Here is a 25,333-nt window from a genome sequence, read left to right as displayed (position 1 = left end):
AGTGGATACGGCCGGGATCAGTGGGTACCAGGGGTTCGTGCGAACGAGCGAGGGCAGCGGGGCGACGGAGGGTTCGACGTGAACGGTGCCGGACGCGAGGACGAGGACCGGGGCCCGGTCCACGAGCAGGACCTGCTCGAAGGGCTCAGCGTGGACAACAGCCGGCCCGAGCAGCCCGTCCTGCTCAGCGCCGCCGGTGACTCCATCCGTACCTGGCGGGAGAACTATCCGTACCCCAGCAAGGTCCGCCGCCGCGAGTACGAGCGGCAGAAGCGGATCCTGCAGATCGAGCTGCTCAAGCTGCAGCGCTGGGCGAAGGACACCGGCGCCAGGATCGTGGTGCTCTGCGAGGGCCGGGACGCGGCCGGCAAGGGCGGCACCATCCAGCGGTTCACCGAGCGCCTCAATCCGCGCGGCGCCCGGATCGTCGCGCTCGACAAGCCGACCGAGCGCGAGGCCGGACAGTGGTTCTTCCAGCGCTATGTGGCGCCGCTGCCGGCCCCCGGCGAGATCGTGTTCTTCGACCGCTCCTGGTACAACCGCGCGGGCGTCGAGCGCGTGATGGGCTTCTGCACCGACGAGGAGTACCAGCTCTTCCTCCACCAGTGCCCCCTGTTCGAGCGGATGCTGGTCGAGGACGGCATCCACCTCGTGAAGTTCTGGTTCTCGGTCTCCCGCTCCGAGCAGCGGACCCGCTTCGCCATCCGCCAGGTCGACCCCGTGCGGCAGTGGAAGCTCTCTCCCACCGACCTCGCCTCGCTCGACCGCTGGGACGACTACACCGAGGCGAAGATCGCCATGTTCCGGGAGACGGACACCGCCCACGCGCCCTGGACCGTGGTCAAGAGCAACGACAAGCGGCGAGGACGGCTCGAGGCGATGCGCAGCCTCCTGGCCCGCATCGACTACGCGAGCAAGGACGCGGACGCGGTCGGTACGCCCGATCCGCTCATCGTCGGCGCGGCGGACACGCTGCTCGAACCGGGGGAGGAGACGACCGACCTCTCGCCCACCCCGCTGGCCCCCTTCAGGGAAGGCCCGGGGGAGCACCCGGGCCGCTGACCCGCTCGCCCCGGCCCCCATGGAACTCTGGCCGGGCATCTCAGGCCGGGTGGCCGGGCGAGAGGTCCGCGACGTCACTGAACCGCAGGAGCGGCGGCCGGACGGGGCCGGGCGGGTTCTCCGCCACGGGAGAGAGCAGGAAGCCCCTGTGGTCCCCGCCGTCGACGACCTCCCGCACCCGGCCCACGAGCCAGGCGCAGCAGTCGTCCAGGACGGGGGCTCCTCCCTGCCCCGGTGACCACGCCACCCGGTCGAACTTGTCGAGGTCGTCGCCGGTCCGCCCGCCGAACAACTCGGCCGTCGCCCGCTGATCGCTCCGCAGCGCGTGTACGGCGAGGTGGGAGGCGTGGCGCGCGACGCGGTACGTGCGGTTGGCCGTGGAGAGCCACACCATGAAGCGGGGCGGATCGATCGAGCACTGCGAGGCGAAGCCCACCAGGCAGCCCGCCCGCTCGGCGCCGGCCGCCGCCGTCACGACGTACATCGGGTAGTCGAGCACGTCGGCGAAGGCGTCGAGGCCGGCCACGGTCAGACCCCGTCCGGAGGGGACAGGGGGTTCCGCAGCGCGGAACGGCCCGCCGCCCAGGCGTCACGGATGTGGGCGTCGAGCTTGTTCTCCAGCAGTACGGTCGCCGCGCATCCGAAGGCGATGTCCGGTTCGAGGCCGGGTTCGTCGGCGAGCAGTCCGCCGATCACCTCGCGCCGGACGATCTGCTCGTGGACGGCGTCGGCCTCGACGTGCTCGGTGTAGAACCGCTCGGCCGCCTCCCCCGCGCCACAGCGCCGCATGGCCTTGGCGAGCCTGCGGGAGCCGGGCGAGGAGGTGACCTCGACACAGGCGAAGTGGCCGACGAGGGCTCCGCGCAGGGCCCGGTGCAGTCCGAACAGGGACATCAGGTTCACCGTCGCGAGCACGGGGGCGCCGACGTGGTCCAGGTAGTGGCCGTAGGCCGTGTCGAGGCCCAGGTCGGTCATGAGGTCCGCGAAGAGCCGCGCGTGGATGCGGTCGGCGTGACCGGCCCCGAACTCGTCGTACTCGACGGCCACCATCGCCGCCTTGGCCCGGCCGGTCAGCCGCGGGATGGCCCACGCGTGCGGGTCCGCCTCCTTGAGGTGGTAGAGGGAGCGCAGGGCCGCGTACTCGCGCAGCTGCCAGAGCTCGCCCTCGCTCTCCAGGTGGTGGCTGACGCCGCCGCCGGCCGGGTCGACGGGCTCGACGAGCAGCGGCGCGAAGGCCTCCTCGACGGACCGGGGCCCGTCGGCGAGGGCGGTGCGCAGCGCCTGGAGGAACCGGTCCTCCAGTTCCCGCCGCAGCCGCAGCAGTTCCGGGTCCCATTCGCGGGCGTCGTCGACGCCTTCGAAACCGCGGTAGTGGAGCTCGTACAGCAGGTAGAGCGCGAGCTGCAGGTCCTCCCCCCACGGGTCCGCCCTCCGGAGGCTTCCCTCGGTGTAGGCGGGCGGCCGGCCGGTCCGCAGGGCCCTCTCCACGGCACCCGAGAGGTCACCGCGCCCCGCGACCAGGCGGGGGCCGACGGTCGTATCCGGGGTGCTCGTGCTGGTCGGGGTCATCGGAGGCTCCTGTCATCGGCGCGGTGGCGGGTGCCCGTCCGCCGGGACGGGCGAGACCCCGCGTACCCGGTGTACGAGCGCGGACTCGCCCCCGGGAGGAACGAGCGCGAACTCGCCCCCCGGGGGGACGAGCACGAACTCGCCCCGGGGGTACGAGCACGAGCTCGTCCCCCGGGGGGTACGCGCACGGGTCGCTCCCCCGCAGCCGCCCACCCGGATACGAGCACGCACCGCCTACCCGGTCTGTAAGGCACTATTCGGCCATCGCGCCCCCCACGCACGGCGAAGACCGCCGCCTGGCCCACCCGGTGTCGCCGTCCGGGCCGGAGAACCCAGAAAGGTGAGATACGGACGCGACTCGGGGGTAGTCGGTGGCCATGGACGCCACCGAAACCACACCACTGCGCGCAGTCGCCCTGGTCTGCACCCTCTCCCCGTCCCCGGCCCCCTCCAGCTCGCACCTGCTGGCCGAGCAGACGATGGCCGCCCTGAGTGACCACGGCGTGAGCGGCAAGGTCATCCGGATCGCCGACCACGACGTACGCCCCGGCGTGAAGACCGACATGGGTGAAGGCGATGCCTGGCCCGAGATCCGGGACACCATCCTCGGCTGCGACATCCTCGTCCTGTCGACCCCGATCTGGCTCGGGCATCCGTCGAGCATCGCCCAGCGGGTGCTGGAGCGGCTGGACGCCGAGCTCTCCGAGACCGACGACGAGGGGCGGATGCTCACCTACGGCAAGGTCGCCGCGGTCTGCGTCGTGGGCAACGAGGACGGGGCGCACAAGGTGAGCGCCGACCTCTTCCAGGGGCTCAACGACGTCGGCTTCTCCCTCGCCCCGAACGCCGTCACCTACTGGGTCGGTGAGGCCATGCAGGGAACGGACTACCAGGACCTGGAGAAGACCCCGGAGAAGACCGCGACCACCACCGCGACCCTGGCCGCCAACACCGCCCATCTCGCCCGCCGTCTCAAGTCCGCGCCGTACCCGGCCTCGTCCTGAACGCGCGCGACGCCCGACCCGTCCAGCACCACGGAGGCCCCCGATGTCCCCACAGGACCCCCAGGCAGACGTCCCCGACCCGGTGACCGGCCACCCCCGCCCACCGTTCCCGGACCAGGACCAGGAGCATCCCGGTTCGACCGAGGAGATGCGTCCCCGACCGGACCACGGCGAGGACTCCTATCGCGGTCACGACCTGCTCCGCGACCGGGTGGCGGTGGTCACCGGCGGGGACTCCGGGATCGGCAGGGCCGTCTGTCTGGCCTTCGCGCGCGAGGGGGCGGACATCGTCCTCACCCACCTGCCCGAGGAGGCGGACGAGGCCGGGGAGACGGCGCGTCTGGTCCGCGAGGCGGGACGCGCGGCCCTGACCGTCGCCTGCGACATCCGTGACGAGGACCAGTGCGACGCGCTGATCGACCGTGCGGTGAGCGAACACGGACGCATCGACGTTCTCGTCAACAACGCCGCCTACCAGATGGCGCAGCCGGACGGGATCGAGGCCATCACCACGGAGCAGTTCGACCGGGTGATGAAGACCAACCTCTACGGCATGTTCTGGCTCTCCCGCAGGGCCCTGCCCCACATCCCGCGCGGCGGCTCCGTCATCAACACCACCTCCGTGCAGGGCTACCAGCCGAGCCCTCCTCTCCTCGACTACGCGATGACGAAGTCGGCGATCATCTCCTTCACCTACGGACTGGCGCAGATGCTCGCCGAGCGCGGCATCCGCGTGAACGCGGTCGCGCCCGGCCCGGTGTGGACGCCGCTGATTCCGGCGACGATGCCGGACACGAAGGAGTTCGGCGCGCAGTCGCCCCTGGGCCGGGCCGCCCAGCCGGCGGAGATGGCTCCCGCGTACGTCTTCCTCGCCTCGCCGCAGGCCGGCTACATCACCGGCGAGATCGTCAACGCGACCGGGGGTACGCCGCTGCCGTGAGGGCCGGCGCCGTCGGTCTCGCCGAGGCTTGATCAGCCTCGACGGAGATCGACCACGGCGGCGCCGGGTGAGGAGCCGGGTGCTGCCCGGCCTCGCCCCAGCCGGATAATTCGATCGCCTGTTCGGTTTTGGGGTTACGCTGGGACCATGACCGCAGCACGACCGGGCATCCCCGGCCTCCAGGGCTCCCTGTTCGACCAGGGCGACGAGCCGCGGCCCGGGCCGCTGGGCGGCATCCGGCGCACGCCCCTCGCGGGCGGTGCCTGGATCGACCATCTGCCCGGCTGGTTCCAGGGCGCCGACGCGCTGTTCGACGAGCTGGTCGAGCGGGTGCCGTGGCGTGCCGAGGAGCGCAGGATGTACGACGACGTGGTCGCCGTGCCCCGCCTCCTCGCGTACTACCGCGAGGAGATGCCGCTCCCGCACCCCGCGCTCGACGAGGCGCGCACCGCGCTCAGCGCCCACTTCGAGGCCGAGCTCGGCGAACCCTTCGTCACCGCGGGCCTCTGCCTCTACCGCGACGGGCGCGACAGCGTCGCCTGGCACGGCGACCGGACCGGCCGCTCCTCCACGCGGAACACGATGGTCGCCATCCTCTCCCTCGGTGATCCGCGCGACCTCGCGCTCCGCCCGCGCGGCGGAGGCCCCGTGGGACTGCGGCTGCCGCTGGGCCACGGCGACCTGGTGGTGATGGGCGGCTCCTGCCAGCGCACCTGGGACCACGCGATCCCGAAGACGAGCCGCGCGGTGGGACCCCGCATCAGCGTCCAGTTCCGCCCGCGGGGTGTCGGCTGACCCCGAGAACGTGTCTCGTGCCGGTCAGGCCGCGAGCCCGGCCCGATCGGCAGGGCACCCCCGGGGGCCACCCTCTCCGAAGCCGGCCCTCCCCCCTCCCGTACAGTGGGCCCGGGCCGTGACTGGCGCTTGAGGTGGATCACCACCGGGGAGCGGCCCGGCGGGAGCGCGCCCCACCGGCGCGACCGGACCGATGCCGTGCGCCTGGGCGAACCATCTGTCAGAGACGCAGCCCAGGAGTCGCCATGTCCACCAGCACCGCCACCCTCATGGACGGCACGGCCCTCGCCCGCCGGACGGTCGAGGAGACCGCCGCCCGCGCCGCCGAGATCACCCGCCGCACCGGGGTCACCCCGTGTCTCGCGACCGTACTCGTCGGCGCCGACCCGGCCTCCGTGACGTACGTCAAGATGAAGCAGAACCGCTGCGCGAAGGCCGGAATCCGCTCCCGGCACGTCGAGCTGCCCGCCGCCACGACGACCGAGGAGCTCGTCGCCGCGATCACCGCGCTCTCCGAGGACCCCGAGGTCCACGGCATCCTCCTCCAGCACCCGGTCGGCCCGCACATCGACGAGCGCGCCGCCTTCGAGGCCATCGCCCCGGAGAAGGACGTCGACGGCGTCACCATGGCCTCCTTCGCGGCCATGGGCTTCGGTCTGCCCGGCTTCGTCTCCTGCACGCCCGGCGGCATCATGCGCCTCCTCGACGCGTACGACGTCGAGCTCCGCGGCAAGCGTGCCGTCGTCGTCGGCCGCAGCGCGATCCTCGGCAAGCCGGCCGGACTGCTCCTCCTCGGCCGCGACGCCACCGTCACCTACTGCCACTCCCGCACCGAGGACCTCTCCTCCGTCGTCCGCGAGGCCGATGTCCTCGTCGCCGCCGTCGGCAAGCCGAACTTCATCAAGGGTGCGGACATCAAGCCGGGTGCCGTCGTCGTCGACGCCGGCTACAACCCGGGGAACGTGGGCGACGTCGACTTCGCTTCGGCCGCCGAGCGCGCCTCCCTCATCACCCCGGTCCCCGGTGGCGTGGGCCCCATGACCATCGCCGTGCTCCTGGCCCAGACGGTCGAGGGCGCCGAGCGCCAGCTCGGTCTGTAGGGCAGCGGCTCATGACGGGGCGTCGGCAACGGGGGACGGGAGCGCGGTCGGCGATTGTCACGGTTCTGTACGGGGCACGCCCGAGCCCCGAAAAAGGGTGGCCCCTGATCCGCCGACGGGCGAACCTGGACCCCGTGCCACAGCCGTCGACCGCCTCCCCGCCGCCGGACCACCGGCCGGGCGCGCCCGCCGAGGCAGGCGCTCCCGTCGCGTCCGCCACGGCGGACGCGACGGCCGCGCCCCATGAGGAAGGCGCGTCCGCCGTGAGCCCCGCGCTGCCCCGCCCCGCCGCTTCTCCGCCGGCCGGTTCCGAGGCCGGGTGGTCGCCGCCCCGCCTCGTCCGGCTCGGTGCGCCCCGGCCGGGACCGGCCGCGCGGCGCGCGCACCGGTTCGGCGTGCCGCTCGTCCCGCTGCTCGTCGCCGTCCTGGTGGCGGGCGCCTTCCTCGCCGTCGGGAGCGGGGCCGAGCAGGACCTCTCCGCCGACGGTCGACAGGGCGGCGAGCAGGCCGAAACGGCGGCGCCCGCCGTCGGAGACAACGGGGACGCCACCCCGTCGACCGTCGAGGGACCGGCCGACCCGCACGGGGACGGCAGCGCGGCAGCCGGCACCCGCACGGACGACACGCCGACGGCCGACGGGGCGACGGACACCGCACCGGCCCGTACGGCGTCCGCGCTCCCGTCACCTCGCCCCGACGGCGGCGCGCCCGGCGGGTCCCCGACACCTTCCCGTACCGGGAGCACCGTCCCCACCTCCCGGCCGACCGCCACCGCGACGCACGGCAGCGCGCCGCCCCGGCCCGTCTCCTTCGAGGCGCTGCGCGTCGGCGACTGCTTCGACATCGACCGCGACGCTCCGGGCACCGCCCTCCGGCGCTCGTGCGACACGCCGCACAACGCGGAAGTCGTCGCCCGTCTCCGGCTCACCGGCGTCCTCGCCACCGACGCGGCGGTCCGGGAGGCGGCCACGCTGCTGTGCCGCGAACCGCTGCGCCGCAAGGCCGCGCTGCAACCGCTCGGCACGCGCTGGACCACCTTCGTCCAGTACCCGTACCGGACGAGCTATCTCCTCGGCTCGGACACCGTCGCCTGCAGCCTCGTCGCTCCCTCGGCCACCGGAGGCACGCTCACCGAGCGGCTCCTGTAGGACCGGCGGCTCCTGCGGCAGACGTACCGTCGGCGCCTTCCGGACCACCGGCGCCTTCCGTGGCACCGGCGCCTTCCACGGCGCCCGCGGCGAGGGCCGTGGTCAGGGCCGTCGCCGGATCACGGTCGGCAGGGCCCGCGGGGGCCCACCGGGCGCCGGACCTGAGGTACGGCCACCAGCGGCCGTCCGCGCCGAGCCGCAGCTGCGCCTCCGCGCCCACCACCGTCCACCGGGCGCCGCCGGCCCGGCGCAGCACCGGCCGCTCATCGTCCTCCCAGGCCTCGGCGAGCCGGGCCCCGGCCCGCGCGAGCGCCTCCGCGTCCGGTGTCCACTCCTCCTGCAGTACGGCGAGGGCGGCGGTGCCCCCGAACCGCCACGCGCGCGTGGCCAGGTCGAGCTCCGCCCGCGTTCGGCCCGAACCGGCGGCGAGGCGCGCGACGACCCAGGGCGCGGACGAGCCGTCCGCGGCGAGCCGCACAGCGTCCTGACCGACCGTCAGGCCCGGCACAGGCGACACGGCGGACCATGCCGTCGCGTCAGGACCGAGGGCCTCGACGAGCATCCGGTGCGCGCGGGCCGCGGCGTCCGAGGCGAGGAACTCCAGTGCCGCCGGGTCGACCCCGGGTCCGGGCTCCGTCTCCGTGTCCAGGGACGGCGACCTGCCAGGCGTCTCCGGGACGGCCGGAGCGGCCGGCAGCGGCGGCAGGAGGAACTCCGCCGCGTACGCCTCCTCGGCCGACACTCCGGGCATCCCGCCGGCACCCTCCTCGGAGGCCGGCCCGGGCGTGTCGTCCGTTCCCGTGCCGCCGCGCGCGGCACGCGAAGCACTGCGCGTCTGCAACTGGTCGAGAAGTGTGCGTTCCCCCCGCCCCCGCATGAGGAGGAGGACGAACGGGTCCTCGTCGATCAGCCGCGCCACCTGGTAGCAGAGCGCCGCCGTGTGCGGGCAGTGGTCCCACGCCTCGCAGCCGCACTCCGGATCGAGGTCACCGATCCCCGGCAGCAGGTCGAGCCCGGCCGCCGCGGCGTCCTCCACCAGGTGCGGCGGCATCTCCCGGTCGAGGAGCGCGGCGATGTGGCCCGCGCTGTCGGCGGCGAGGCCGAGGAGCCGTTCCCACTCCTCCTCCGAGAACTCCCGGACCAGGACGTCGCTCCGATAGGGCGTGCCGTCATGGTCCTTGACCACCGCGGTGATGCGGCCGGGCCGTACCGACACGGCGCCCACCGCCCCCGCGCGCGCGTGCCGGCGCCCCGCCTTGAGCTGCCGGCCGTCGAGCGCGGTGTCCTCAAGCGCCTTGAGCCAGGCCCGGCCCCACCAGGTACGGGTGAAGGCGGAGCCCGGCGCGGGCGGCAGCGCGGCGAACGTCCGCTCGTCGCCCTCGTGTCCGTAGCCGCTCATCGTCCGTCCCCTCGCAGTCGTACGAGCTCCGCCAGTTCGGCGTCGGTCAGCTCGGTCAGTTCCGGTGGCGCGTCCCCGCCCGTGCCGAGGACGGTGTCCGCCAGCTCTCGTTTCCGGTCGAGCATCGTCGCGATCCGGTCCTCGATGGTCCCCTCGGCGATCAGCCGGTGGACCTGCACCGGCCGGTCCTGCCCGATCCGGTACGCGCGGTCGGTGGCCTGGGCCTCGACGGCCGGGTTCCACCACCGGTCGTAGTGCACGACGTGTTCCGCGCGGGTGAGGTTGAGTCCCGTGCCCGCGGCCTTCAGGGAGAGGAGGAAGACCGGCACTTCACCGTTCTGGAAACGGGCGACCATCGCCTCGCGCGCCGCGACCGGCGTCCCGCCGTGCAGGAACTGCGTCCGCACGCCCCGCGCGGCGAGGTGCGTCTCCAGGAGCCGGGCCATCCCCACGTACTGGGTGAAGACCAGGGTGCACGCGCCTTCGGCGAGGATCGTGTCGAGGAGTTCGTCGAGCAGCTCCAGCTTGCCCGAGCGGCCCTCGATCCTCGGCCGGGCCTCCTTGAGGTACTGGGCGGGGTGGTTGCAGATCTGCTTGAGCCCGGTCAGCAGCTTCACGACCAGGCCGCGCCGCTCCATGCCGTCGGCCTCGGCGATCGCGGCCAGCGTCTCCCGCACCACGGCCTCGTAGAGACCGGCCTGTTCCGGCGTCAGGGAGACGGCCCTGTCGGTCTCCGTCTTCGGAGGCAGCTCGGGTGCGATGCCGGGGTCCGACTTCCGGCGGCGCAGCAGGAACGGGCGGACGAGCGCGGCGAGTCGTGCGGCGGCGGCCGGGTCCCTGCTCCCCTCCACGGCGGCGGCGAACCGGGTCCTGAACGCGCCCAGGCTGCCGAGCAGCCCCGGCGTGGTCCAGTCGAGGATCGCCCACAGCTCGGAGAGGTTGTTCTCCACGGGCGTGCCGGACAGCGCCACGCGCGCGCGGGCCCCGATGGTCCGCAGCTGCCTGGCCGTCGCCGAGTACGGGTTCTTGACGTGCTGCGCCTCGTCCGCGACGACGAGTCCCCAGTTCCGCGTGGCGAGCCGCGCCGCGTCGAGCCGCATCGTGCCGTACGTGGTGAGGACGAAACCGCCGTCGGCGAGGTCCTCCAGGTCACGGGTCGCGCCGTGGAAGCGGCGCACCGGCGTGCCGGGCGCGAACTTCCCGATCTCCCGCTCCCAGTTGCCCATGAGCGAGGTGGGGCAGACGACGAGGGTGGGCCCGGCGGCCGCCGGGTCGGACTGACGGTGCAGATGCAGGGCGATGACGGTGATCGTTTTGCCGAGCCCCATGTCGTCGGCGAGGCAGCCGCCGAGGCCCAGGGAGGTCATCCGGTGCAGCCAGTCGAGCCCGCGCAGCTGGTAGTCGCGCAGGGTCGCGGCGAGCGCCGGCGGCTGGGACACCTCCGGGCGCCCGCCCTCCGGATCGGCGAGCCGCTCTCGCAGGCGCTCCAGCCAGCCGGACGCCGCCACCTCGACCAGCTGTCCTCCGAACTCCGTGGTGCCGGTGAGGACGGCCGAGAGGGCGTCCACCGGTGTGAGCTCGCGGTCCTGCCGGGAACGGGCCTGGCGCACCTCGGCCGGGTCGACGAGCACCCAGCGGTCCCGGAGGCGTACGAGGGGCCGCCCGGCCTCGGCGAGCCGGTCGAGCTCGGCCCTGGTCAGCTCCTGATCGCCGACGGCGAAGCGCCAGTTGAAGCCGAGCAGGGCGTCGGCGGAGAGGAAGGAGGGCAGCCCGGAGGAACGATTCCCCTCGGGCTCCCCCTCCGGTTCCCCGGCGGACCGCGGCGCGTCCGACGCGTCCGGGCCTCCCCAGGCCGCCTGCGCGTCCGTGTCCACCGGGCCGATCACGGCGCCGACGGTCAGCCGGTCGGCGAGTTCGCGCGGCCAGTGGACCTGGACGCCCGCCGCGTCGAGGGACCGGCCCGCCGCGCCGAGGAGTTCCGCGACCTCGTCGTCGGCGAGTTCGACGGTGTCGGGTACCGCCGCCGTGAGGAGCGGGGCCAGCGGTGGCCAGGCGCGGGCGGCACGCCGCAGGGCGAGGAGGGCGTCCATCCGGACCCGGGGGCCGAAGGCCGTACCGGTCCGTCCGGAGCCCGCCCACACCTCCGCCGCGTCCGCGACGAGCGTCGGGTCGGCGACGGCGTGCAGCTGCAGCACCGCGCGGAACGCCGGTGCCTCCTCCGACCGGGCGTCGAAGCCCGGGAGTTCGAGCCGCAGCGACAGCCGGATGCCCGCGTCGTGCACCGCCGCCACGTCCGCCGCCCACGGCCGCTGTTCCGGAATCCTCTGCGGTTCCCCGGCCGTGAAGGCGGGCCCGCCGGCGACGAGCGGAGCCGCAGGGGTACGGGGCAGGGTGTCCGCGACGGCGTCGGCGAAGGCGCGGAGCAGCGCCTCGGGTTCCGGAAGCAGCGGCGGCTCGTCCGGCGAGAGCGGCACGGCGTGGGCCGAGGGCGGCATCGACGCGGCGAGCGTCCGCAGCTCCGCCAGTTCCTCGGGGCCGAGCGGCCCGGCTCGCCACGCGTCGACGTCGCCTGAGGTGAGACCGGGCAGCAGCAGGCCCCGTGCGACAAGGCCGAGGGAGAGGAGCGAGGCGGCGCCCCAGAAGGCGGACGCGGGAGACGCGGCGCCGGAGAACCGGGCGCGGGTGAGCAGGGGCAGGGCGTCCCGTAGGGGAAGGGTGAGGGCCGGGACGCTCACGGGGCGGAGACCCGCACCCTCCACCACCGTGATCTCGGCTTCGGCCGGGGCGAGTTGAGCGGCGCCGGTGGTGTCCGGGGCGATCGGCGTCCCCGGCAGCGGGTCGCCGTCCGGGGACCAGAAGGCGATCCGTCCCGCGCGCGGCGGATCGGCGGGGAGGAAGACGGCGGCGTGGCGGGTGAGTGCGAGGGAGGGTTCCTGGGCGGTCTCGCGGGCGGAATCATCGGGTCCGTACGACAGCGACAACGCATTCCTCAAATTTGACTACCTGGCGACTGAGCGGCCGAGGATACCTCGCGGGACGGCCCCGGCGCGCACCGCGAGGACGTGATCCGCACCACAGCGGCGGAGGGGGTGGGGACCGCCCTACCCCCCGCCCCCGGCCACCCCCCGCCGGGGACGGGTGGTGACGCCATGGCCCCGGACGATCACGGATCCGTAGGTTCTCGGTAGGCGCCCACCGATCGCACCGTCCCCGCACCCGACCGACAGAAACCGGAGCCCGCCATGTCCCAGGCAACCGTCCTGACCCCGGCCGCCGCCCCAGCCGCGGCGCCCAGCCGCGTCAGGAGCGGCAGCGAGTTCACCCCGCTCCTGCGGACGGTGAGGGAACAGGGGCTCCTCGAACACCGCCCCGGCTGGTACGCCCGGGGGATCGCCGCCAACCTCCTCGGCATCGCCGCCGTGGTGACCGGGCTGGCACTCATCGGCCCCTCCTGGTGGGCGCTGCCGCTCGCCGTACCCCTCGCGCTGCTCTCCGCCCGCGTCGCCTTCGTCGGCCACGACGCCGGCCACGCCCAGATCACCGCCAACCGGAAGATCAGCCGGATCGTCCAGCTCGTCCACGCCAACCTCCTCCTCGGCATGAGCCGGGAGTGGTGGAACGACAAGCACAACCGCCACCACGCCCACCCCAACCACCTCGACAAGGATCCGGACGTCGCCGCCGACATCCTGGTCTTCGCCGAGCACCAGACGGCCGGCCGCAAGGGCCTGCGCGGCTTCCTCACCCGCCATCAGGCCTGGCTGTTCTTCCCGCTGACGACGCTCGAGGGCATCGCGCTGAAGGTGTACGGGGTCCAGGCGCTGCTGTCGAGGAACGGCCCCTGCCGCACCCGGCGCGAGCGGCTCGTCGAAGGCGCCCTGCTCCTCGCCCACTTCGCCGGATACACGGCCCTGCTGCTCACCCTCCTCACCCCCGTCCAGGCCCTGGTCTTCGCCCTCGTCCACCAGATGCTGTTCGGCGTCCACCTCGGCATGGCCTTCGCCCCGAACCACAAGGGCATGGAGCGGCCGGACGAGCACGCGGACGGCGACAGCTGGGGCCATCTGCGGCGCCAGGTGCTCACCTCGCGCAACATCCGGGGCGGCGCCCTGACCGACTGGTTCCTCGGCGGGCTCAACTACCAGGTCGAGCACCACCTCTTCCCGAGCATGCCGCGGCCCCACCTCCGTCTCGCCCAGCCGGCGGTCCGCGCCCACTGCGCCGCCCTGGGAGTGCCGTACACGGAGACCGGTTTCGTGGACTCGTACCGGCAGGCCCTCGGTCACCTGCACGACGTGGGCGCACCGCTGCGCTCCGAGTGGGCCGAGTAGGGTCGGGGACGATCACCTACGGTGTGATCATCGGTCCGGCGGTCGGGATGCGGCCGCCGGAGAGCGGAGAAGGGGAACTCCTCGCCATGAGCGTCGGCACGATCACCGCGGTCAGCAGCAACGGCACGTACTCGTTCACCAAGCCCAACCGGGAGGGCATCACCCTCCTCGCCGGGCTCGGGGTCGAGGGCGACGTCCACGCGGGCGTGACGGTCAAGCACCGCTCCCGCGTCGCCCAGGACCCGACGCAGCCCAATCTGCGCCAGGTGCACCTCATCCACGCCGAACTCTTCGACGAGGTCGCCGGCGCCGGTTTCGAGGTCGCCCCGGGGGACCTCGGCGAGAACGTCACGACGCGGGGCATCGACCTCCTCGGCCTGCCGACCGGCACCCGCCTGCACCTCGGCGCCGAAGCCGTCGTCGAGGTCACCGGACTGCGCAACCCCTGCGCGCAGATCGACGGCTTCCGGCAGGGACTGCTCAAGCGGGTCCTCGGCCGTGACGAGAACGGCGAGATCGTGCGCAAGGCCGGGATCATGGGCATCGTCCTCACCGGTGGGGAGGTGCGGCCCGGCGACCCGGTCCGTGCCGAGCTGCCCGAGGGGCCGCACCGCCCGCTGGAAAGGGTCTGAGCGTCGAACGACCGGTGTGCGGGGATCACTCCGCCAGGGCACAGGAGTTGACGACGTCCCCGCTCGCCGGCCGCGCGATCGTCCGGTCGGCGGGCGGCGCCGTACCCTCCTCGACCCAGCGGGTCAGAGCGTCGAACGCGGAGCGGTAGCACGGCAGGATCGGACGCAGCCGGTCCGGATACGTGTCGTACAGGCCGTCGGTGTGCGTCCCGTCCCGCACCGTGTAGTACCGGTGCAGCCCGCCCCGGCCCCGCCCGTCGATCATTCGCGCGTACACGTCGGAGCCGGTGGAGACGGGCAGCAGCGTGTCCAGGTCGCCGTGCAGCGTGATGAGCGGCTTGCCGATCCGTCCGGTGAGCGCGATCTCCGCGACCGCGCGATGGACGGACGCGGGCCGGGAGGCATAGTCGTAGGAGGCGTCCGAGGCACAGGGCGCGAAGATCCGCTCGACCGTCCCGCCGGCCGTCGTGCCGGGGCAGGACGGATCGTACGAGGGGTCGAACTCGGCCCGGAAGATCTTCTGCGTCAGTCCCCAGTACGCCCGCTCGTGGTACGGCCACAGGAAACGCGACCCCGGCGCGAAGCCCGCCGCGACCATGTCCTCCTCGGAGGCCTGCCCGAACGACCTGGCCACCGTCACCGGCAGACTCGTCAGGAGGTTGGGGCCGCGCGCCGTCCAGAGCACGCCCTCCCAGTCGACGCCGCCGTCGTACAGCTCGGGCCGGTTCTCCAGCTGCCAGCGTGTCAGATAGCCGCCGTTGGAGATCCCGGTCATGTACGTGCGCTCCGGGGCCCGGCCGTAACGCTGCCGTACGGCCTTCTTGGCGGCCCTCGTCAGCTCGGTCACCCGCCGGTTCCACTCGGCGACCGCGTCGCCCGGCCCCCGGCCGTCGGTGAAGAAGTCCGGCCCGGTGTTGCCCTTGTCGGTGGCGGCGTAGGCGAAGCCCTGGGCCAGGACCCGGTCGGAGATGAGCGCGTCCGTGGAGTACTGACGCCGGGTGCCCGGCGCGCCGGTGACGACGAGCCCGCCGTTCCAGCGGTCGGGCAGCCGGATGACGAACTGCGCGTCATGGGCCCAGCCGTGGGTGGCGTTGAGGCGTGAGTCGTCGGGGAAGTAACCGTCGATCTGGACGCCCGGCACCCCCGAGGGGTGACGCGTCCCCCGGGCGGCGAGACCGGCCTGGTCCGCCGGATCGGTGTACGGGGTGCCGGCGAGCCCGGCAGTCGTCAGATCGTCCAGGCAGGCGGACCGCTGGTGCTCGGCACCGGGCACCCGGAGCCGGTCCTGCCGCGCGCAGTGCGCGGCGGTCCGTTCCAGCGCCCCGGCGGGGCCCACGGGGGCGAGGACGGTGACTCCCGTGAGGAGCGCGGCGAGCAGGGAGACGCCTGGCAACAGGCGCATGGTGGGCCTCCGATGGGACGAGGGAACGGGTGCGGCGCCACATCGTGCGGCGCACCCCCACCACCGGGCCATGGTCCCGGACCACACCTCGGGCCCTCGCTCCATGGGGCCGAGAGGCGTTCAGGACGGGCGCACGGCCATCGCGTCGAGCCCTTCGAGGAGCGCGGGCAGCCGCGGTCCCCGCGCCACGGGCAGCACTTCGCCCGGCAGTTCGTCGAGCAGCACGAACGCCATGTCGTCGGCGCGGGCCACGAGCGACCAGCCGGGGCCGTCCGCGCGCAGCGTCCGCACGCCCTCGCTCTCGCCGGCGTCGGACCGCACCCGCCCGACCGGCGGCGGCTGGTCCAGATACCCCTGGAGCTCGTCGAGCACCCTGCGGACGCCGTCGTACGGGTCACGGCCGGCGCCGGCCGGCGCGGCGGCCGCATCCTCGGCGCCGCTCACGGCAGGGCCGGGAGCCGCCCCGGCGGCCGGTGCCGCCACCGGATCCGCCGGGGAGGCAGGCGCCGCCGCCACCGGAGCCGCGGGGGAGTCGGATGCCGCCGTCGCCGGATCCGCTGTCGTGGACGTGGACGGGGCCCCAGAAGGGGACGGCTCCGCTGCGGCGGACGGGTCCGCCGGCCGGTCACCGGCCCCTGGCGCGTCGGTCACCTGGGCCCGCCAGGCCGTCCACTGCCGGGCCACCTCATCGGCGCCGAGGCGGCGCTGGGCAGGTCCCCACTCCTCGCCGGAGGGCGGTACGAGCGGGGCGGGGTCGCCCTCCTCCGGCTCCGGGTCGTGCGGGGCCGGTACACCCGGAGCGCGGGACGCCACGTCGAGCGGCCACCCCGGCAGCCCTGTCACCACCGAGCGTTCGTCGGGAGAGAGGTCGTAGGCCATGCCGCAGTCCCAGGAGGAGATGGCGACCGCGACGAGCGACACGTCGTCGACCACGACCGTCCAGCGGGCCCCGAGCCCGTCCTGGCCGAACACGAGCCCGTATCCCTCGCCGTACGGCTCGAGACCGAGCGCCGCGCAGGCGGCCGGGTAGTCGTCACCGAGCACGCTCGGGAAGCGCGCGGGCGTCAGCAGCGCCGCCGTCAGCACAAACAGTGCGTCGGCGTCGCCGACGGCCTCGGCGATCGGGTCCGTCCCAGCCACGCATGCCTCCCCATCCGGTCGTCGGCGCACCTTAACCGGGGAGGAGGGAGACCTGTCCATAGCCCGGCGCCGTGACCTGCGTCGCCGTACGCCCGCCCCCGCGCCGCCACGGGGGAGGTGCCCCACCCGCGCGCGTCGCCGGGCGCGGTCGCCGTATGCCGCGCCCGGCTCCGCGTCAGCCGAAGCCGTGCCGACCGGGCCCGGCTCGGCGTCCGCCGTATGCGCGTCGACCGGGCCGGCTCCGCGTCCGCCGAAGCCGTGCCGACCCGACCCGACCCGACCCGGACCGGCTCGGCGTCCGCCGTCCTACGCCTCGTCGCGCAGCCTGCCCGCCAGGGCGGTCAGCGGCTCCGCCTCCTCGGTGCGGCCGAGGGCGGTCAGTCGGGAGACCGCCGCGTCGACGCGGGTCAGGGCGGGGGCGGGGCGTTCCAGATACAGGCCCTCCACCGCACCCGCGAGCCGTACGCACTCGGCCCACTCGCCGGCGCGGTCGTCCTCCGGTCCGGGCTCACCGAGCAGGGCGAGGGCCTTCTCCAGGGCGGCCAGGGCATCCTCGTACTCACCGGCGAAGGCGTTCACCCTCCCGTACTCGTAGGCCAGGGCGGTGTCCAGGGAACGGCCGTGGGCCTCGTACGCGGCGGCACGGGCCTCGTCGGCGACCCTGCCGGCGTCGGCGAGGAAGGCGAGGGCGCCCGGCAGGCCTTCGGGGCCGCCCTGCTGAGCCTGGAGGCGGGCCAGTTCGCGCAGGCAGTTGCTGAGCTGCTCGTAGCGCGGGGCCCGGGCGTGAGCGGCGAGTGCCTGGTCCGCGACCTTGCGGGCCCGGCCGAAGTCGCCGGACTCACCGAGGAGCGTGGCCGTCTCCCCGGCGATCATGGCGTGGCTCCCCGGGTCGTCGTCCCAGTCGGCCGACTCGGCCGCGAGGGCGACGAACTCCGCCGTGGCGGCCTTCAGGTCCTCCCCGGCGTGCAGCGCGCGGGCGCGGGTCAGGCGCAGCTGAGCGACGAGCCGGTCGTCCAGTTCCCCGGCGGCGACGTCCGGTTCGGCCAGGAGGGAGTCGAGCAGGGCGATGCAGTCCTCGATCCGGCCCAGGTCCAGGCTGAGCTGGGCCGCGTTGCTGTAGGCGCAGAACGCGTCCGTCCGGTTGCCCCGGCGCAGCTCCAGCTCGGCGGAGCGGGTCAGATGCCGCAGTGCCTCCTCCGGGCGGCCCAGGTGCATACAGGCCTCGCCCAGGTCGCCGAGGAGGCGGGAGGAGTCGACCGAGTCGGCCGGCCAGTCGGCGGCCAGGCGCAGGCCCTCGGACAGGTCCGCGTGCGCGGCCCCGGCGTCCCGCAGGCCGAGCTGGAGGCGGCCCCGCAGCCCGAGCGTGCGCGGCAGGTGCCAGGCGGGGCCGTCCGTCTTCAGCCGGTCGAGCAGGGCGTCGATCTCGGTGACCGCGCCGGGCAGGTCCCCGGACATGGCATGGGTGCTGGCCCGCAGCAGCAGGGCGTGCGACACCTGCCCGGCGAGATCGTGCCGCGTGGCGAACGCGTGGAGCAGGTCCACCTCGGCGAGGACCGGAGCGACGTGCTCCTCGCTCCTCGACGTCTGCAGACGCAGGCCGAGCGCGGTGGCCCGCATGCGCAGCAGACGGGCCTCCTGGTGCGGGGCGAGACCGGGCGTCTCCTCGTGCAGGCGGACCACGGCCTCGTGGGCTTCGGTGAAGGCGCCCGCCTTCGCCTCCGGCCCCTCGGCATCCTCCACGGCGACTTCGGTGGCGGTGAGCAGGGCGGCGGCGCGCTCGACCGCCGCGTCCCCCGGCTCTCCGGCGTCCTCGTACAGACCCGCGGCCTCCTCGTACAGGGCGGCGGCGAGTTCGCGGTCGCCGTCGCCCACCCGGCTCGCCTCGTCGGCCAGGAGATCCGCGCGCAGCCGTACGAGCGACCCGACGGCCGGGTCGTCGGGGTGGACGTAGTCACGGGCGGTGACGAGGGCGCGCAGCCGTGCCCAGCAGGCCTGCGCGTCCGGGTGACCCTGCGCGTCCAGCGCCCGCGCCCGGGCGACGAGTCCGGGCAGGGACTCGGGCTCGGCCGCGGCCGAGCGGGCGGCGGGCGCGGTGGCCGGAGCAGCGGGGGTCACGTCGTCGAGGCCGCGGGTGCGCAGGGTCAGTTCCAGCGCGTCCAGGAGCGGGGCGCGGTCGAGGCGGACCCCGCGGCGGTCGGTGTGGGCCGTGGTTCCGTTCCGCGCGTCGAAGCGGGCCGCGAGGTCGTCGGCGCGGTTCCGTACCTCGGCGCGCAGACCGGTCACCGTCCAGGTGCGGCCCGCGTATCCGGCGGCGGGAAGACCGCCGTGACCGAGGTCCTCCACGCGCCGCAGGAGGACCTCCACGCCGGTGAGGAAGTCGAGCACGTCCAGCGGCGAGTCCACCTCCTCGAACAGGTTCCGGTTCTCCCCGAGCAGCTCGAGACCGCGCGCCTCGTTGCCGGTCAGCGCGCAGAACTCCAGGTGCCGCCCGACCTCACCGGACATCGAGGGATTGCGGCGGCAGGCGCGGTAGCCGGCCAGGTGCAGCTCGCGGGCACGGTCCGTGCGACCGGTGCGCAGCAGGGGCAGCAGCGCGTACGAGACGGAGCGGGCCGGCTCCTCCTGGCAGGACTCCGTCCCGGCCAGTACGGGCTCCCAGCCGCGCAGCGCCCGTTCGTCGTCGCCCGCCGCGAGGTGGTGGAGGGCGCGCTCGCAGATCTCACAGGCCTCGCAGTCGCTCAGCCGGGTGCGGGTGCGGCCCGCCCACAGCTCGTACGCGAGGGTCGTGTCCTCACCGCGGTGAGCGGCCAGCTGGTACGCCTGTCCGTAGAAGGGTTGGAGGCCGAGGCCGGCCCGCTCGTACCGGTCGCGCATCTCCGTGAGCCACTGGCGCAGGCTGTTCAGCGGAACCTCGGGCAGCGCGCGCAGGGCGTTGGCCACCCACTTGAACCGCCAGAACAGCGTGTGGCGCATCCGCTCGTCGAAGACGTCGGGCTGTTCGTCGAAGAGGGTGAGCAGCCGGGCGAAGACGACGGGCGACTTACGGGGTTCGGAGCCGTAGGTGTACGCCTCCTGGAGTTCGAACAGCGCGTGGACGAGCGGGACCGGCTCCGCGAACTGCTCGGCCGCCTCGACCAGTTCCTCGGCGGTGACGGTCCGGGTGCGGCCGTAGGGGCGCCGGTCGTTCTCCTTGAGCGCCTGGTACAGCTCGTCCGTGCTCTGGGGGCGGGGTGCGGTCGACATCGTCAGCTGTCCTTGCGAAGGGCGTGGGCGAGAAGATCGAGGAAGGAACGGTTGATGAGGCTCGACTCGGCGGGCCTCAGCGGCCGCCGGGACAGCAGCGCGGCCTGCCCGTAGAGGGCTTCGGCGCTGGTGCACGCCAGCTCGGGCTCGTCGATGGCGACGGCGGTGCGCACCAGCGGATTGAGCTGGTTGAGGATCAGCTGGGCCCGCGGGGCCTCCTGGCGCAGGGCACCGAGGATGTCGCCCCACAGACCGCCCTCCTGCTCACGGGCGAGCTGGGAGCGGGTGCGCTCGTGCCGGGCCTCGCGGCTGTCGACGAGGAGGGCGGGGGCGGAGGCGGGTTGGAAGGTGCGCAGCGCCACATCGCAGTCGAAGACGGCGAGGGCGTCGCGCGCCAGGGCGAGATAGGCCGCGGCGGCCAGTTCAGTGTCCCGGTCGACGGGGTCCAGATGGGCGGTGAGGGTCGCCGGGTCGAGGTCGGCGACGTTGGCCTCGGGCCGGATCTCGGGCAGCCGGTGGACCAGCTCGCGGTCATAGGTGTAACCGCCGTTGACGACGCCGAGCCCGGCGGCCGAGGCGATCGCCGCGACCTGCCGGAACTCCTCCACGCTCGACGTCACGAGCACCGTGCGATGGGTGCGCGCGAACTCGTCCAGGGTGGTGTGCCCGTCGGTGGTCTCGAACGGCAGCCAGGGCAGCAGCATCCGAAGGATCTCGTCGTCGTGCACCGCGAGCGACTTCACGGCCAGGTGGTGGGCCTGGAGGAAGCGGGCGAGCAGATCCGGATCGCTTGCGGCGGCCCGGGCGATCCATCCGCGCAGCCGCTCGGCGAGGGCGTCACGGACGGCGGCGAGCGTGTCGTCCTCGTACAGGGACTCGCGGGACGCCGTCGGGCGGAGGCTCTCGGCATCGACGACGCAGCGCACGAAGAACGCCCACTCGGGCAGGATCTCCTCGGCCTGCTCCGAAAGCAGCATGCCCTTGACGTGCACGCGGTGGCCGTGTCGGCGCCCGGCCGGCACCGCCTCGGGCAGCACGCACGCGATGCCCTTCAGACCGACGGCCGGCAGGTCCAGCTCGATGGTGTCCAGAGGAGCGAACCCGAAGACCTCCTCGCCGTACGCGGCCAAGGCGCGCGAGCGGGACCCCGGGGTGGGGTACGTACGCGTCCAGGGTGCGGGCTCGGGGTTGACGGGTACGCCGGTGCCGCCCGTGCCGTCGTCGAAGGTCACCGGGTGACGCAGCAGGGAGCCGAAGTGCCGGGCCAGCGCGTGCACCTTCGCGGGCCGGGTCCATTCGCCCGCGTCGGCGCGCGGCGTCAGCGTGACGGTGGTGCCGGGCCGGGGGTGGGCGGAGGCGGGCAGCGTGCGGACGGTGTAGCTGCCGTCGCCCCGGCCCCGCCACTCCACGGCGGGTGCGTCGGGGGTCCTCGCCGAACGGCTCAGGACGTGGATCTCGTCCGCGACCAGGAAGCAGGAGAGCAGGCCGATGCCGAACTGGCCGATGAAGTCGCCGCGCTGTTCGGTGATCCCTCCCCAGCCTCGGACGGGCTCGGCCGCGGAGCCCTCCAGGGCACGCTTGCTGCTGCGGCCGATCGTGGCGAGGAAGGTGTGCACATCGGCCTCGGTGAGACCGACGCCGTCGTCCTCGACGCGCACCACCGAGCCGTCGGCGTGCAGACGGATGCCGAAGGCGTCGGCGGGGGCGCCCGGTTCGAGGCCGTGCCGGGCGGTGAGCGCGTCCACCGCGTTCTGCAGGAGTTCTCGCAGGTAGACGCGAGGGCTGGAGTAGAGGTGGTGGGAGAGGAGGTCGACGAGGCCGCGTAGATCCACCTGGAAGGTGCGGTCGGCGCCGGCCGGGGTCGCGGCGGTGTCGGCAGGAGTCATGGGGCAGTCCGGGGTGCGAGAAGCGGCGGGTTACGGGCGGGTCCGGGGGCGCGGCGTCGCGCTGAGGCGGCCGGTGATGGCGGGCGAAGGGTTCGGGCGCGCGCCGGTGGTGGCGGGCGAGGGTCCAGGCCCCGCCGTTGGTGGCGGGCGTGGGGTTCAGGCGCGCCGGTGGTGGCGGGCGAACTCCTTCTCGGGCTCCGCGAAGTAGGTCCAGGGCCAAGGGGCGTAGGCACCGTCGAGCGCCTGGAACACCCGCCGGACAGTGTGCCGTTCACCCGCGAGCGACAGGGCCATGGCGAACATGTTGAAGTCGTACTGCCAGCCCGGCCGTCGCACGTAGGCGGGGTGGAGGATGCTGTGGTCGGCCGCGCCGCGCAGCTCGGCCTGGATCGCCGGGTTCACGAGGCAGTCCTCCTGGTCCGACTCGACCCAGTCCTCGATGTGCGCCATGGCGATCACACAGCCGATCCGGTGCCCCTGCGGCGCCCGGGCGAACGCGTCACGCGCGAACGCCATGGCCCGGCCGGGCTCACCGCCCCAGCGGGGCTGCAGCTGCGACACCCACTCGAGGTGGCTCTCCACGTCCAGCGGGTCGCGGCGCAGCGCCGCGTCGAGCCGGGCCTCGTTGACGGCGGGACCCAGCGACATGCCGCGACCGGAGGTGAGAAGACGGCGCCACGGCGTGACCCACTCCGGCCGTGCCTCCGCGGCTTCGAGGAGCTGCTCCTCGGCGATGTGGAGCCGTTCGTGGAAGACCCGCCACTGCTCCTGCGTGACGTTCACGGCACGCGCGGCGGTGCGCGCCTCCCAGCCCCAGGTGATGTGGCGCGCCCCGGAGATCAGGAGGGCGGTCGCCCGGTGCTCCTTGTCCTCCTCGACGGCCCGCCCGATCCAGTGCTGCACCCCGTCCATGTCGGCGAGCTCACCCAGGACATGGTGGTCGCGGCCGAGGTCGAAGGGGACCAGTGCCTCCTTGACCGCCTCCCACTCACCCGCGTCGGCCGCCTCCACCAGGGCGAGGACCCGCGTGTCGCCGAGCGCGCGCAAGGTGTACACGCCGTTCCTCTGCCTGCGCGGGGCGGGAAGGGCGTACGGATCCGCCGCCGGTCTCTCCGCACCCCTGCCGAACACCTTGCCGAACATCGCCGCGCCCTCCCCAGGCCCCGTGTATGAGTCCGGTGCAGCATAAGCGGACCCAATGACACCGCCTCCACCGGGTTTCCACGGTCGTTTCGCCCGACGGGACGCGGGCCGGATCGTCTTTCGGTGGCCTCAGGCGTCACCCGCCGGACGTCCCGCTCGGTCGTCCCGGAGGCCGAGGAGCGACCGGGCCACCGCGGTCGGCGACTCGTTCCTCTCCCGGGCCAGGGTGAGAAGGGCCCGGCAGGCCAGCTCGTTGACGCCGAACGACAGCATGCCGGGGGAGACCCGGCCCGCCGCCTCCTCTGCCCGGGCCGCGTCGTCCTCGGCGCACGCGGCCACGTAGTCCGCCGCCGCCTCGAACAGGTTGTGCCCCTGCCGGTGGCGCGGTGGCGCCGCCGGTGCTTTGACCTCGGGCGCCCGCCGGGCGGAGGGCAGCAGCCTGCGCAGTCTTTCCGGAATCCGTGCCACCCCGCACCGCCTCTCCCGGGCACGACTGCCCGGTACGTCCACCGTAGACAGTGAAGTGCCGGGACAGAAGGGTGCGTTGACCCGTAGCGGTCACGAAGACGCGCCGGAGACGGTGGGCCAGTCGCGGGTTGGGGGAGTGGCCGCCGACAGGAGGGGGAGGGCCCTCGCCCCCGGACCCGTCCTGAGCGGCGAGGCCGGCCGGCAGAGCGTCGTCGGTGGTGACGGCGTCGACCGCGCCCGCGGCCAGGCCCTTGACACAGCGCGCGTGACTGTCGTGCGTCACGACGTCCTGGGGCGCGATCCGCGTACGGATCAGGAGCGCGGAGCAGGAGCCGGTGGCCCCGCACACCTTCCTGCCGGACCGGGACCCGGGCCGGGGCCGGGATTCACAGGTGCTCCGGGCCGGAAGCCATGGCGCCTCGGTCCGCGCGTACGGCCATGGCCAGATACCGCGTGTCCTCGTCGACGTAGCTGACGAGCCGCCAGCCCGCTTCGGCGAGCACGAGGCGCAGCCGGGGCTCGGCGCGCAGGTCGTCCGGTGTGATCTTCCGGCCGTGGCGGGCCGCGAGGGCGGCCCTGCCGATCGGGTGGAACAGCGCGAGCCGGCCGCCCGGCCGTACGACACGGGCGAGTTCACGCAGGCCCGCGACGGGATCCGCGAGGTGCGAGATGAGACCCGCCCCGAAGACGGCGTCCAGCGCGCCGTCGCGCACCGGCAGACGGTCGACGTCGGCGAGCAGCAGCGCCGCGGTGCCGGTCGCTCCGCCGCGCCCGGAGCGGAGCGCCCGTTCGAGCATCTCCGGCGTGAGGTCGGCGCCGAGCACGGTCCCCGAGGGGCCGACGGCGGCGCGGAGCGGCGGAAGGGCCCGCCCGGTCCCGCAGCCCGCGTCGAGTACCGCGTCGCCCGGACGCAGGCCGATCTCGGCCACGGCCGCCGCGTAGGCGGGACCGTCGTCGGGGAAGCGGCTGTCCCAGTCGGCGGCTCGGGCGCCGAAGAACTCTCGGACGTGTGTGGGGTCATCGCTCATGCGCTCATGATTCCGTACCCGGAGGTGTGAACGTCCTGTGTGCACGTTCGAGCCCGGCGCGATCGTTCGGGATCATCTCTCTGTCATATTCCATCAGCTTTCGAAATGCGCCCCCGGTGCGCCCCCCTCTGCGCACTAGCGTCCGTGAGCCATGGGACACCTGGACCACGCCACCTTCGGCTGGCTGACACCTGCACTGTCGTACGCGATGGCCTGCGTCGGCGCCGCCCTCGGGCTGCGCTGCACGGTACGAGCGCTCGACGCGACCGGCCGCTCACGGCGGAACTGGCTGCTCACCGCGGCCTCCGCCCTCGGCACCGGCATCTGGACGATGCACTTCGTGGCGATGCTCGGCTTCGGCGTGACCGGCACCGACATCCGCTACGACGTACCGCTGACCATCCTCAGCCTCCTCATCGCCATGGCCGTCGTCGGCGCCGGCGTGTTCGCGGTCGGCTACGGACGCGACCGGGTCCGCTCGCTCCTGATCGGCGGTCTGACCACGGGCGTCGGCGTGGCGAGCATGCACTACATGGGCATGGCGGCACTCCGGCTCCACGGCGAGGTCCGCTACGACCCCGTCCTCGTCGGCCTCTCGGTCCTCATCGCCGTCGTCGCCGCGACCGCGGCGCTGTGGGCGGCCCTCCACATCCACTCGCCCGCGGCCGTGGCCGTCGCGTCGCTCGTGATGGGCGCGGCCGTCAGCAGCATGCACTACACGGGCATGTTCGCCGTGCGGGTGGAGGTGGTCCCCTCCGGAGCGCCCCTGCCGGGCGCCACGGTCATGCAGTTCATCTTCCCGCTCGCCGTCGGCCTCGGCTCGTACCTCTTCATCACCTCCGCCTTCGTCGCCCTCTCCCCGACGGCCGGGGAGCGGTCCGCCTACGACTCCGCCGGCCGTCTCACCGAGCCGGACGAGCGCGCCGTCGACGTGGCGCCCCCCGGCTTCCGCACCGCCCGCACACCCACGACCTGACCCCACTCCGCCGGCCCCGCCCTCCCGCGGGACCCACCGCACCCACGACAGCCGCAGCCGGAACGAG

The 25,333-nt window shown here is 74.1% G+C and carries 20 protein-coding genes and 1 riboswitch; of the genes, 9 read left to right on the top strand and 11 right to left on the bottom strand.

Translation table 11 applies throughout. The features are described from left to right. Window positions 1–78 precede the first annotated feature (78 nt). On the top strand, window positions 79–1,062 hold the full coding sequence (gene ppk2 / locus ACFVYX_RS14700) for a polyphosphate kinase 2 (protein WP_389681709.1): 984 nt from the start codon (window positions 79–81) through the stop codon (window positions 1,060–1,062). A gap of 40 nt (window positions 1,063–1,102) precedes the next feature. On the opposite strand, the gene ACFVYX_RS14695 is transcribed toward ppk2, so the two are convergent. Further along, complete coding sequence (locus ACFVYX_RS14695; protein ID WP_389681708.1) at window positions 1,103–1,588, bottom strand: flavin reductase family protein; 486 nt, start codon at window positions 1,586–1,588, stop codon at window positions 1,103–1,105. A 2-nt stretch (window positions 1,589–1,590) separates the two neighbouring features. Continuing rightward, window positions 1,591–2,631: an iron-containing redox enzyme family protein gene (locus ACFVYX_RS14690; RefSeq protein ID WP_389681707.1), complete on the bottom strand. Its 1,041-nt coding sequence runs from the start codon at window positions 2,629–2,631 to the stop codon at window positions 1,591–1,593. Window positions 2,632–3,008: 377 nt separating this feature from the next. Between ACFVYX_RS14690 and ACFVYX_RS14685 the strand changes: the two genes are divergently transcribed. The 5 genes from ACFVYX_RS14685 (at window position 3,009) to ACFVYX_RS14665 (ending at window position 7,618) form a co-directional block, all read left to right on the top strand. Further along, window positions 3,009–3,635 (top strand): flavodoxin family protein, encoded by a 627-nt coding sequence (locus ACFVYX_RS14685; RefSeq protein ID WP_389681706.1) that lies wholly within the window; start codon window positions 3,009–3,011, stop codon window positions 3,633–3,635. A gap of 43 nt (window positions 3,636–3,678) precedes the next feature. Then, entirely contained in the window at window positions 3,679–4,575 is an 897-nt protein-coding gene (locus tag ACFVYX_RS14680) for an SDR family oxidoreductase (RefSeq protein ID WP_389681705.1), read from the top strand. Between the two features lie 147 nt (window positions 4,576–4,722). Beyond that, window positions 4,723–5,370: an alpha-ketoglutarate-dependent dioxygenase AlkB gene (locus ACFVYX_RS14675; RefSeq protein ID WP_389681704.1), complete on the top strand. Its 648-nt coding sequence runs from the start codon at window positions 4,723–4,725 to the stop codon at window positions 5,368–5,370. A gap of 108 nt (window positions 5,371–5,478) precedes the next feature. After that, a riboswitch (ZMP/ZTP riboswitch) is annotated at window positions 5,479–5,587 on the top strand. Between the two features lie 28 nt (window positions 5,588–5,615). Beyond that, window positions 5,616–6,470 (top strand): bifunctional 5,10-methylenetetrahydrofolate dehydrogenase/5,10-methenyltetrahydrofolate cyclohydrolase, encoded by an 855-nt coding sequence (locus ACFVYX_RS14670; RefSeq protein WP_389681703.1) that lies wholly within the window; start codon window positions 5,616–5,618, stop codon window positions 6,468–6,470. Window positions 6,471–6,604: 134 nt separating this feature from the next. Then, window positions 6,605–7,618 carry a hypothetical protein gene (locus tag ACFVYX_RS14665; RefSeq protein WP_389681702.1) on the top strand — a complete coding sequence of 338 codons (1,014 nt, stop codon included), beginning with the start codon at window positions 6,605–6,607 and terminating at the stop codon, window positions 7,616–7,618. Here the strand turns inward: ACFVYX_RS14665 and ACFVYX_RS14660 are convergent. Then, on the bottom strand, window positions 7,599–9,017 hold the full coding sequence (locus tag ACFVYX_RS14660; protein ID WP_389681701.1) for an SWF or SNF family helicase: 1,419 nt from the start codon (window positions 9,015–9,017) through the stop codon (window positions 7,599–7,601). The two genes, ACFVYX_RS14665 and ACFVYX_RS14660, sit on opposite strands and share 20 nt — an antisense overlap. Next, on the bottom strand, window positions 9,014–11,992 hold the full coding sequence (locus ACFVYX_RS14655) for an SNF2-related protein (protein WP_389681833.1): 2,979 nt from the start codon (window positions 11,990–11,992) through the stop codon (window positions 9,014–9,016). Before ACFVYX_RS14655 ends, ACFVYX_RS14660 begins: the two co-directional genes overlap by 4 nt. Before the next feature lie 267 nt (window positions 11,993–12,259). On the opposite strand from ACFVYX_RS14655, the gene ACFVYX_RS14650 reads away from it, so the two are divergent. Both ACFVYX_RS14650 and ACFVYX_RS14645 read left to right on the top strand, forming a co-directional pair. Then, window positions 12,260–13,348: a fatty acid desaturase family protein gene (locus ACFVYX_RS14650; protein WP_389681700.1), complete on the top strand. Its 1,089-nt coding sequence runs from the start codon at window positions 12,260–12,262 to the stop codon at window positions 13,346–13,348. 86 nt (window positions 13,349–13,434) lie between these two features. After that, a complete protein-coding gene (locus ACFVYX_RS14645) occupies window positions 13,435–13,980 on the top strand; it encodes an MOSC domain-containing protein (RefSeq protein WP_389681832.1) in 546 nt (181 codons plus the stop codon). Window positions 13,981–14,005: 25 nt separating this feature from the next. On the opposite strand, the gene ACFVYX_RS14640 is transcribed toward ACFVYX_RS14645, so the two are convergent. The 7 genes from ACFVYX_RS14640 to ACFVYX_RS14610 form a co-directional block, all read right to left on the bottom strand. Beyond that, window positions 14,006–15,382 carry a tannase/feruloyl esterase family alpha/beta hydrolase gene (locus ACFVYX_RS14640; RefSeq protein ID WP_389681699.1) on the bottom strand — a complete coding sequence of 459 codons (1,377 nt, stop codon included), beginning with the start codon at window positions 15,380–15,382 and terminating at the stop codon, window positions 14,006–14,008. A gap of 120 nt (window positions 15,383–15,502) precedes the next feature. Beyond that, window positions 15,503–16,522: a hypothetical protein gene (locus ACFVYX_RS14635; protein WP_389681698.1), complete on the bottom strand. Its 1,020-nt coding sequence runs from the start codon at window positions 16,520–16,522 to the stop codon at window positions 15,503–15,505. 306 nt (window positions 16,523–16,828) lie between these two features. Then, the gene (locus tag ACFVYX_RS14630) at window positions 16,829–19,765 is read right to left on the bottom strand and encodes a hypothetical protein (protein WP_389681697.1); all 2,937 of its coding nucleotides are present in this window, start codon (window positions 19,763–19,765) and stop codon (window positions 16,829–16,831) included. A 2-nt stretch (window positions 19,766–19,767) separates the two neighbouring features. After that, a complete protein-coding gene (locus ACFVYX_RS14625) occupies window positions 19,768–21,651 on the bottom strand; it encodes an HSP90 family protein (protein ID WP_389681696.1) in 1,884 nt (627 codons plus the stop codon). 156 nt (window positions 21,652–21,807) lie between these two features. Next, window positions 21,808–22,794, bottom strand: a complete 987-nt coding sequence (locus ACFVYX_RS14620; RefSeq protein ID WP_389681695.1) for a hypothetical protein — start codon at window positions 22,792–22,794, stop codon at window positions 21,808–21,810. Window positions 22,795–22,923: 129 nt separating this feature from the next. Then, window positions 22,924–23,262, bottom strand: a complete 339-nt coding sequence (locus ACFVYX_RS14615) for a hypothetical protein (protein WP_389681694.1) — start codon at window positions 23,260–23,262, stop codon at window positions 22,924–22,926. A 386-nt stretch (window positions 23,263–23,648) separates the two neighbouring features. After that, on the bottom strand, window positions 23,649–24,290 hold the full coding sequence (locus tag ACFVYX_RS14610; RefSeq protein WP_389681693.1) for a class I SAM-dependent methyltransferase: 642 nt from the start codon (window positions 24,288–24,290) through the stop codon (window positions 23,649–23,651). A gap of 151 nt (window positions 24,291–24,441) precedes the next feature. Here ACFVYX_RS14610 and ACFVYX_RS14605 point away from each other — a divergent pair, with 151 nt between their 5' ends. Then, a complete protein-coding gene (locus ACFVYX_RS14605) occupies window positions 24,442–25,266 on the top strand; it encodes an MHYT domain-containing protein (protein ID WP_389681692.1) in 825 nt (274 codons plus the stop codon). Window positions 25,267–25,333 lie beyond the last annotated feature (67 nt).

It is taken from the genome of Streptomyces sp. NPDC058326, assembly GCF_042879855.1.
GTDB lineage: Bacteria > Actinomycetota > Actinomycetes > Streptomycetales > Streptomycetaceae > Streptomyces.
This window is presented reverse-complemented; position numbering and strand designations above follow the sequence as displayed.

Coding starts and splice junctions, on each gene's coding strand:
- ACFVYX_RS14690 (WP_389681707.1), bottom strand. CDS start 2,631: ATGACCCCGACCAGCACGAGCACCCCGGATACGACCGTCGGCCCCCGC.
- ACFVYX_RS14685 (WP_389681706.1), top strand. CDS start 3,009: ATGGACGCCACCGAAACCACACCACTGCGCGCAGTCGCCCTGGTCTGC.
- ACFVYX_RS14680 (WP_389681705.1), top strand. CDS start 3,679: ATGTCCCCACAGGACCCCCAGGCAGACGTCCCCGACCCGGTGACCGGC.
- ACFVYX_RS14675 (WP_389681704.1), top strand. CDS start 4,723: ATGACCGCAGCACGACCGGGCATCCCCGGCCTCCAGGGCTCCCTGTTC.
- ACFVYX_RS14670 (WP_389681703.1), top strand. CDS start 5,616: ATGTCCACCAGCACCGCCACCCTCATGGACGGCACGGCCCTCGCCCGC.
- ACFVYX_RS14660 (WP_389681701.1), bottom strand. CDS start 9,017: ATGAGCGGCTACGGACACGAGGGCGACGAGCGGACGTTCGCCGCGCTG.
- ACFVYX_RS14650 (WP_389681700.1), top strand. CDS start 12,260: ATGTCCCAGGCAACCGTCCTGACCCCGGCCGCCGCCCCAGCCGCGGCG.
- ACFVYX_RS14645 (WP_389681832.1), top strand. CDS start 13,435: ATGAGCGTCGGCACGATCACCGCGGTCAGCAGCAACGGCACGTACTCG.
- ACFVYX_RS14640 (WP_389681699.1), bottom strand. CDS start 15,382: ATGCGCCTGTTGCCAGGCGTCTCCCTGCTCGCCGCGCTCCTCACGGGA.
- ACFVYX_RS14630 (WP_389681697.1), bottom strand. CDS start 19,765: ATGTCGACCGCACCCCGCCCCCAGAGCACGGACGAGCTGTACCAGGCG.
- ACFVYX_RS14625 (WP_389681696.1), bottom strand. CDS start 21,651: ATGACTCCTGCCGACACCGCCGCGACCCCGGCCGGCGCCGACCGCACC.
- ACFVYX_RS14620 (WP_389681695.1), bottom strand. CDS start 22,794: ATGTTCGGCAAGGTGTTCGGCAGGGGTGCGGAGAGACCGGCGGCGGAT.
- ACFVYX_RS14610 (WP_389681693.1), bottom strand. CDS start 24,290: ATGAGCGATGACCCCACACACGTCCGAGAGTTCTTCGGCGCCCGAGCC.
- ACFVYX_RS14605 (WP_389681692.1), top strand. CDS start 24,442: ATGGGACACCTGGACCACGCCACCTTCGGCTGGCTGACACCTGCACTG.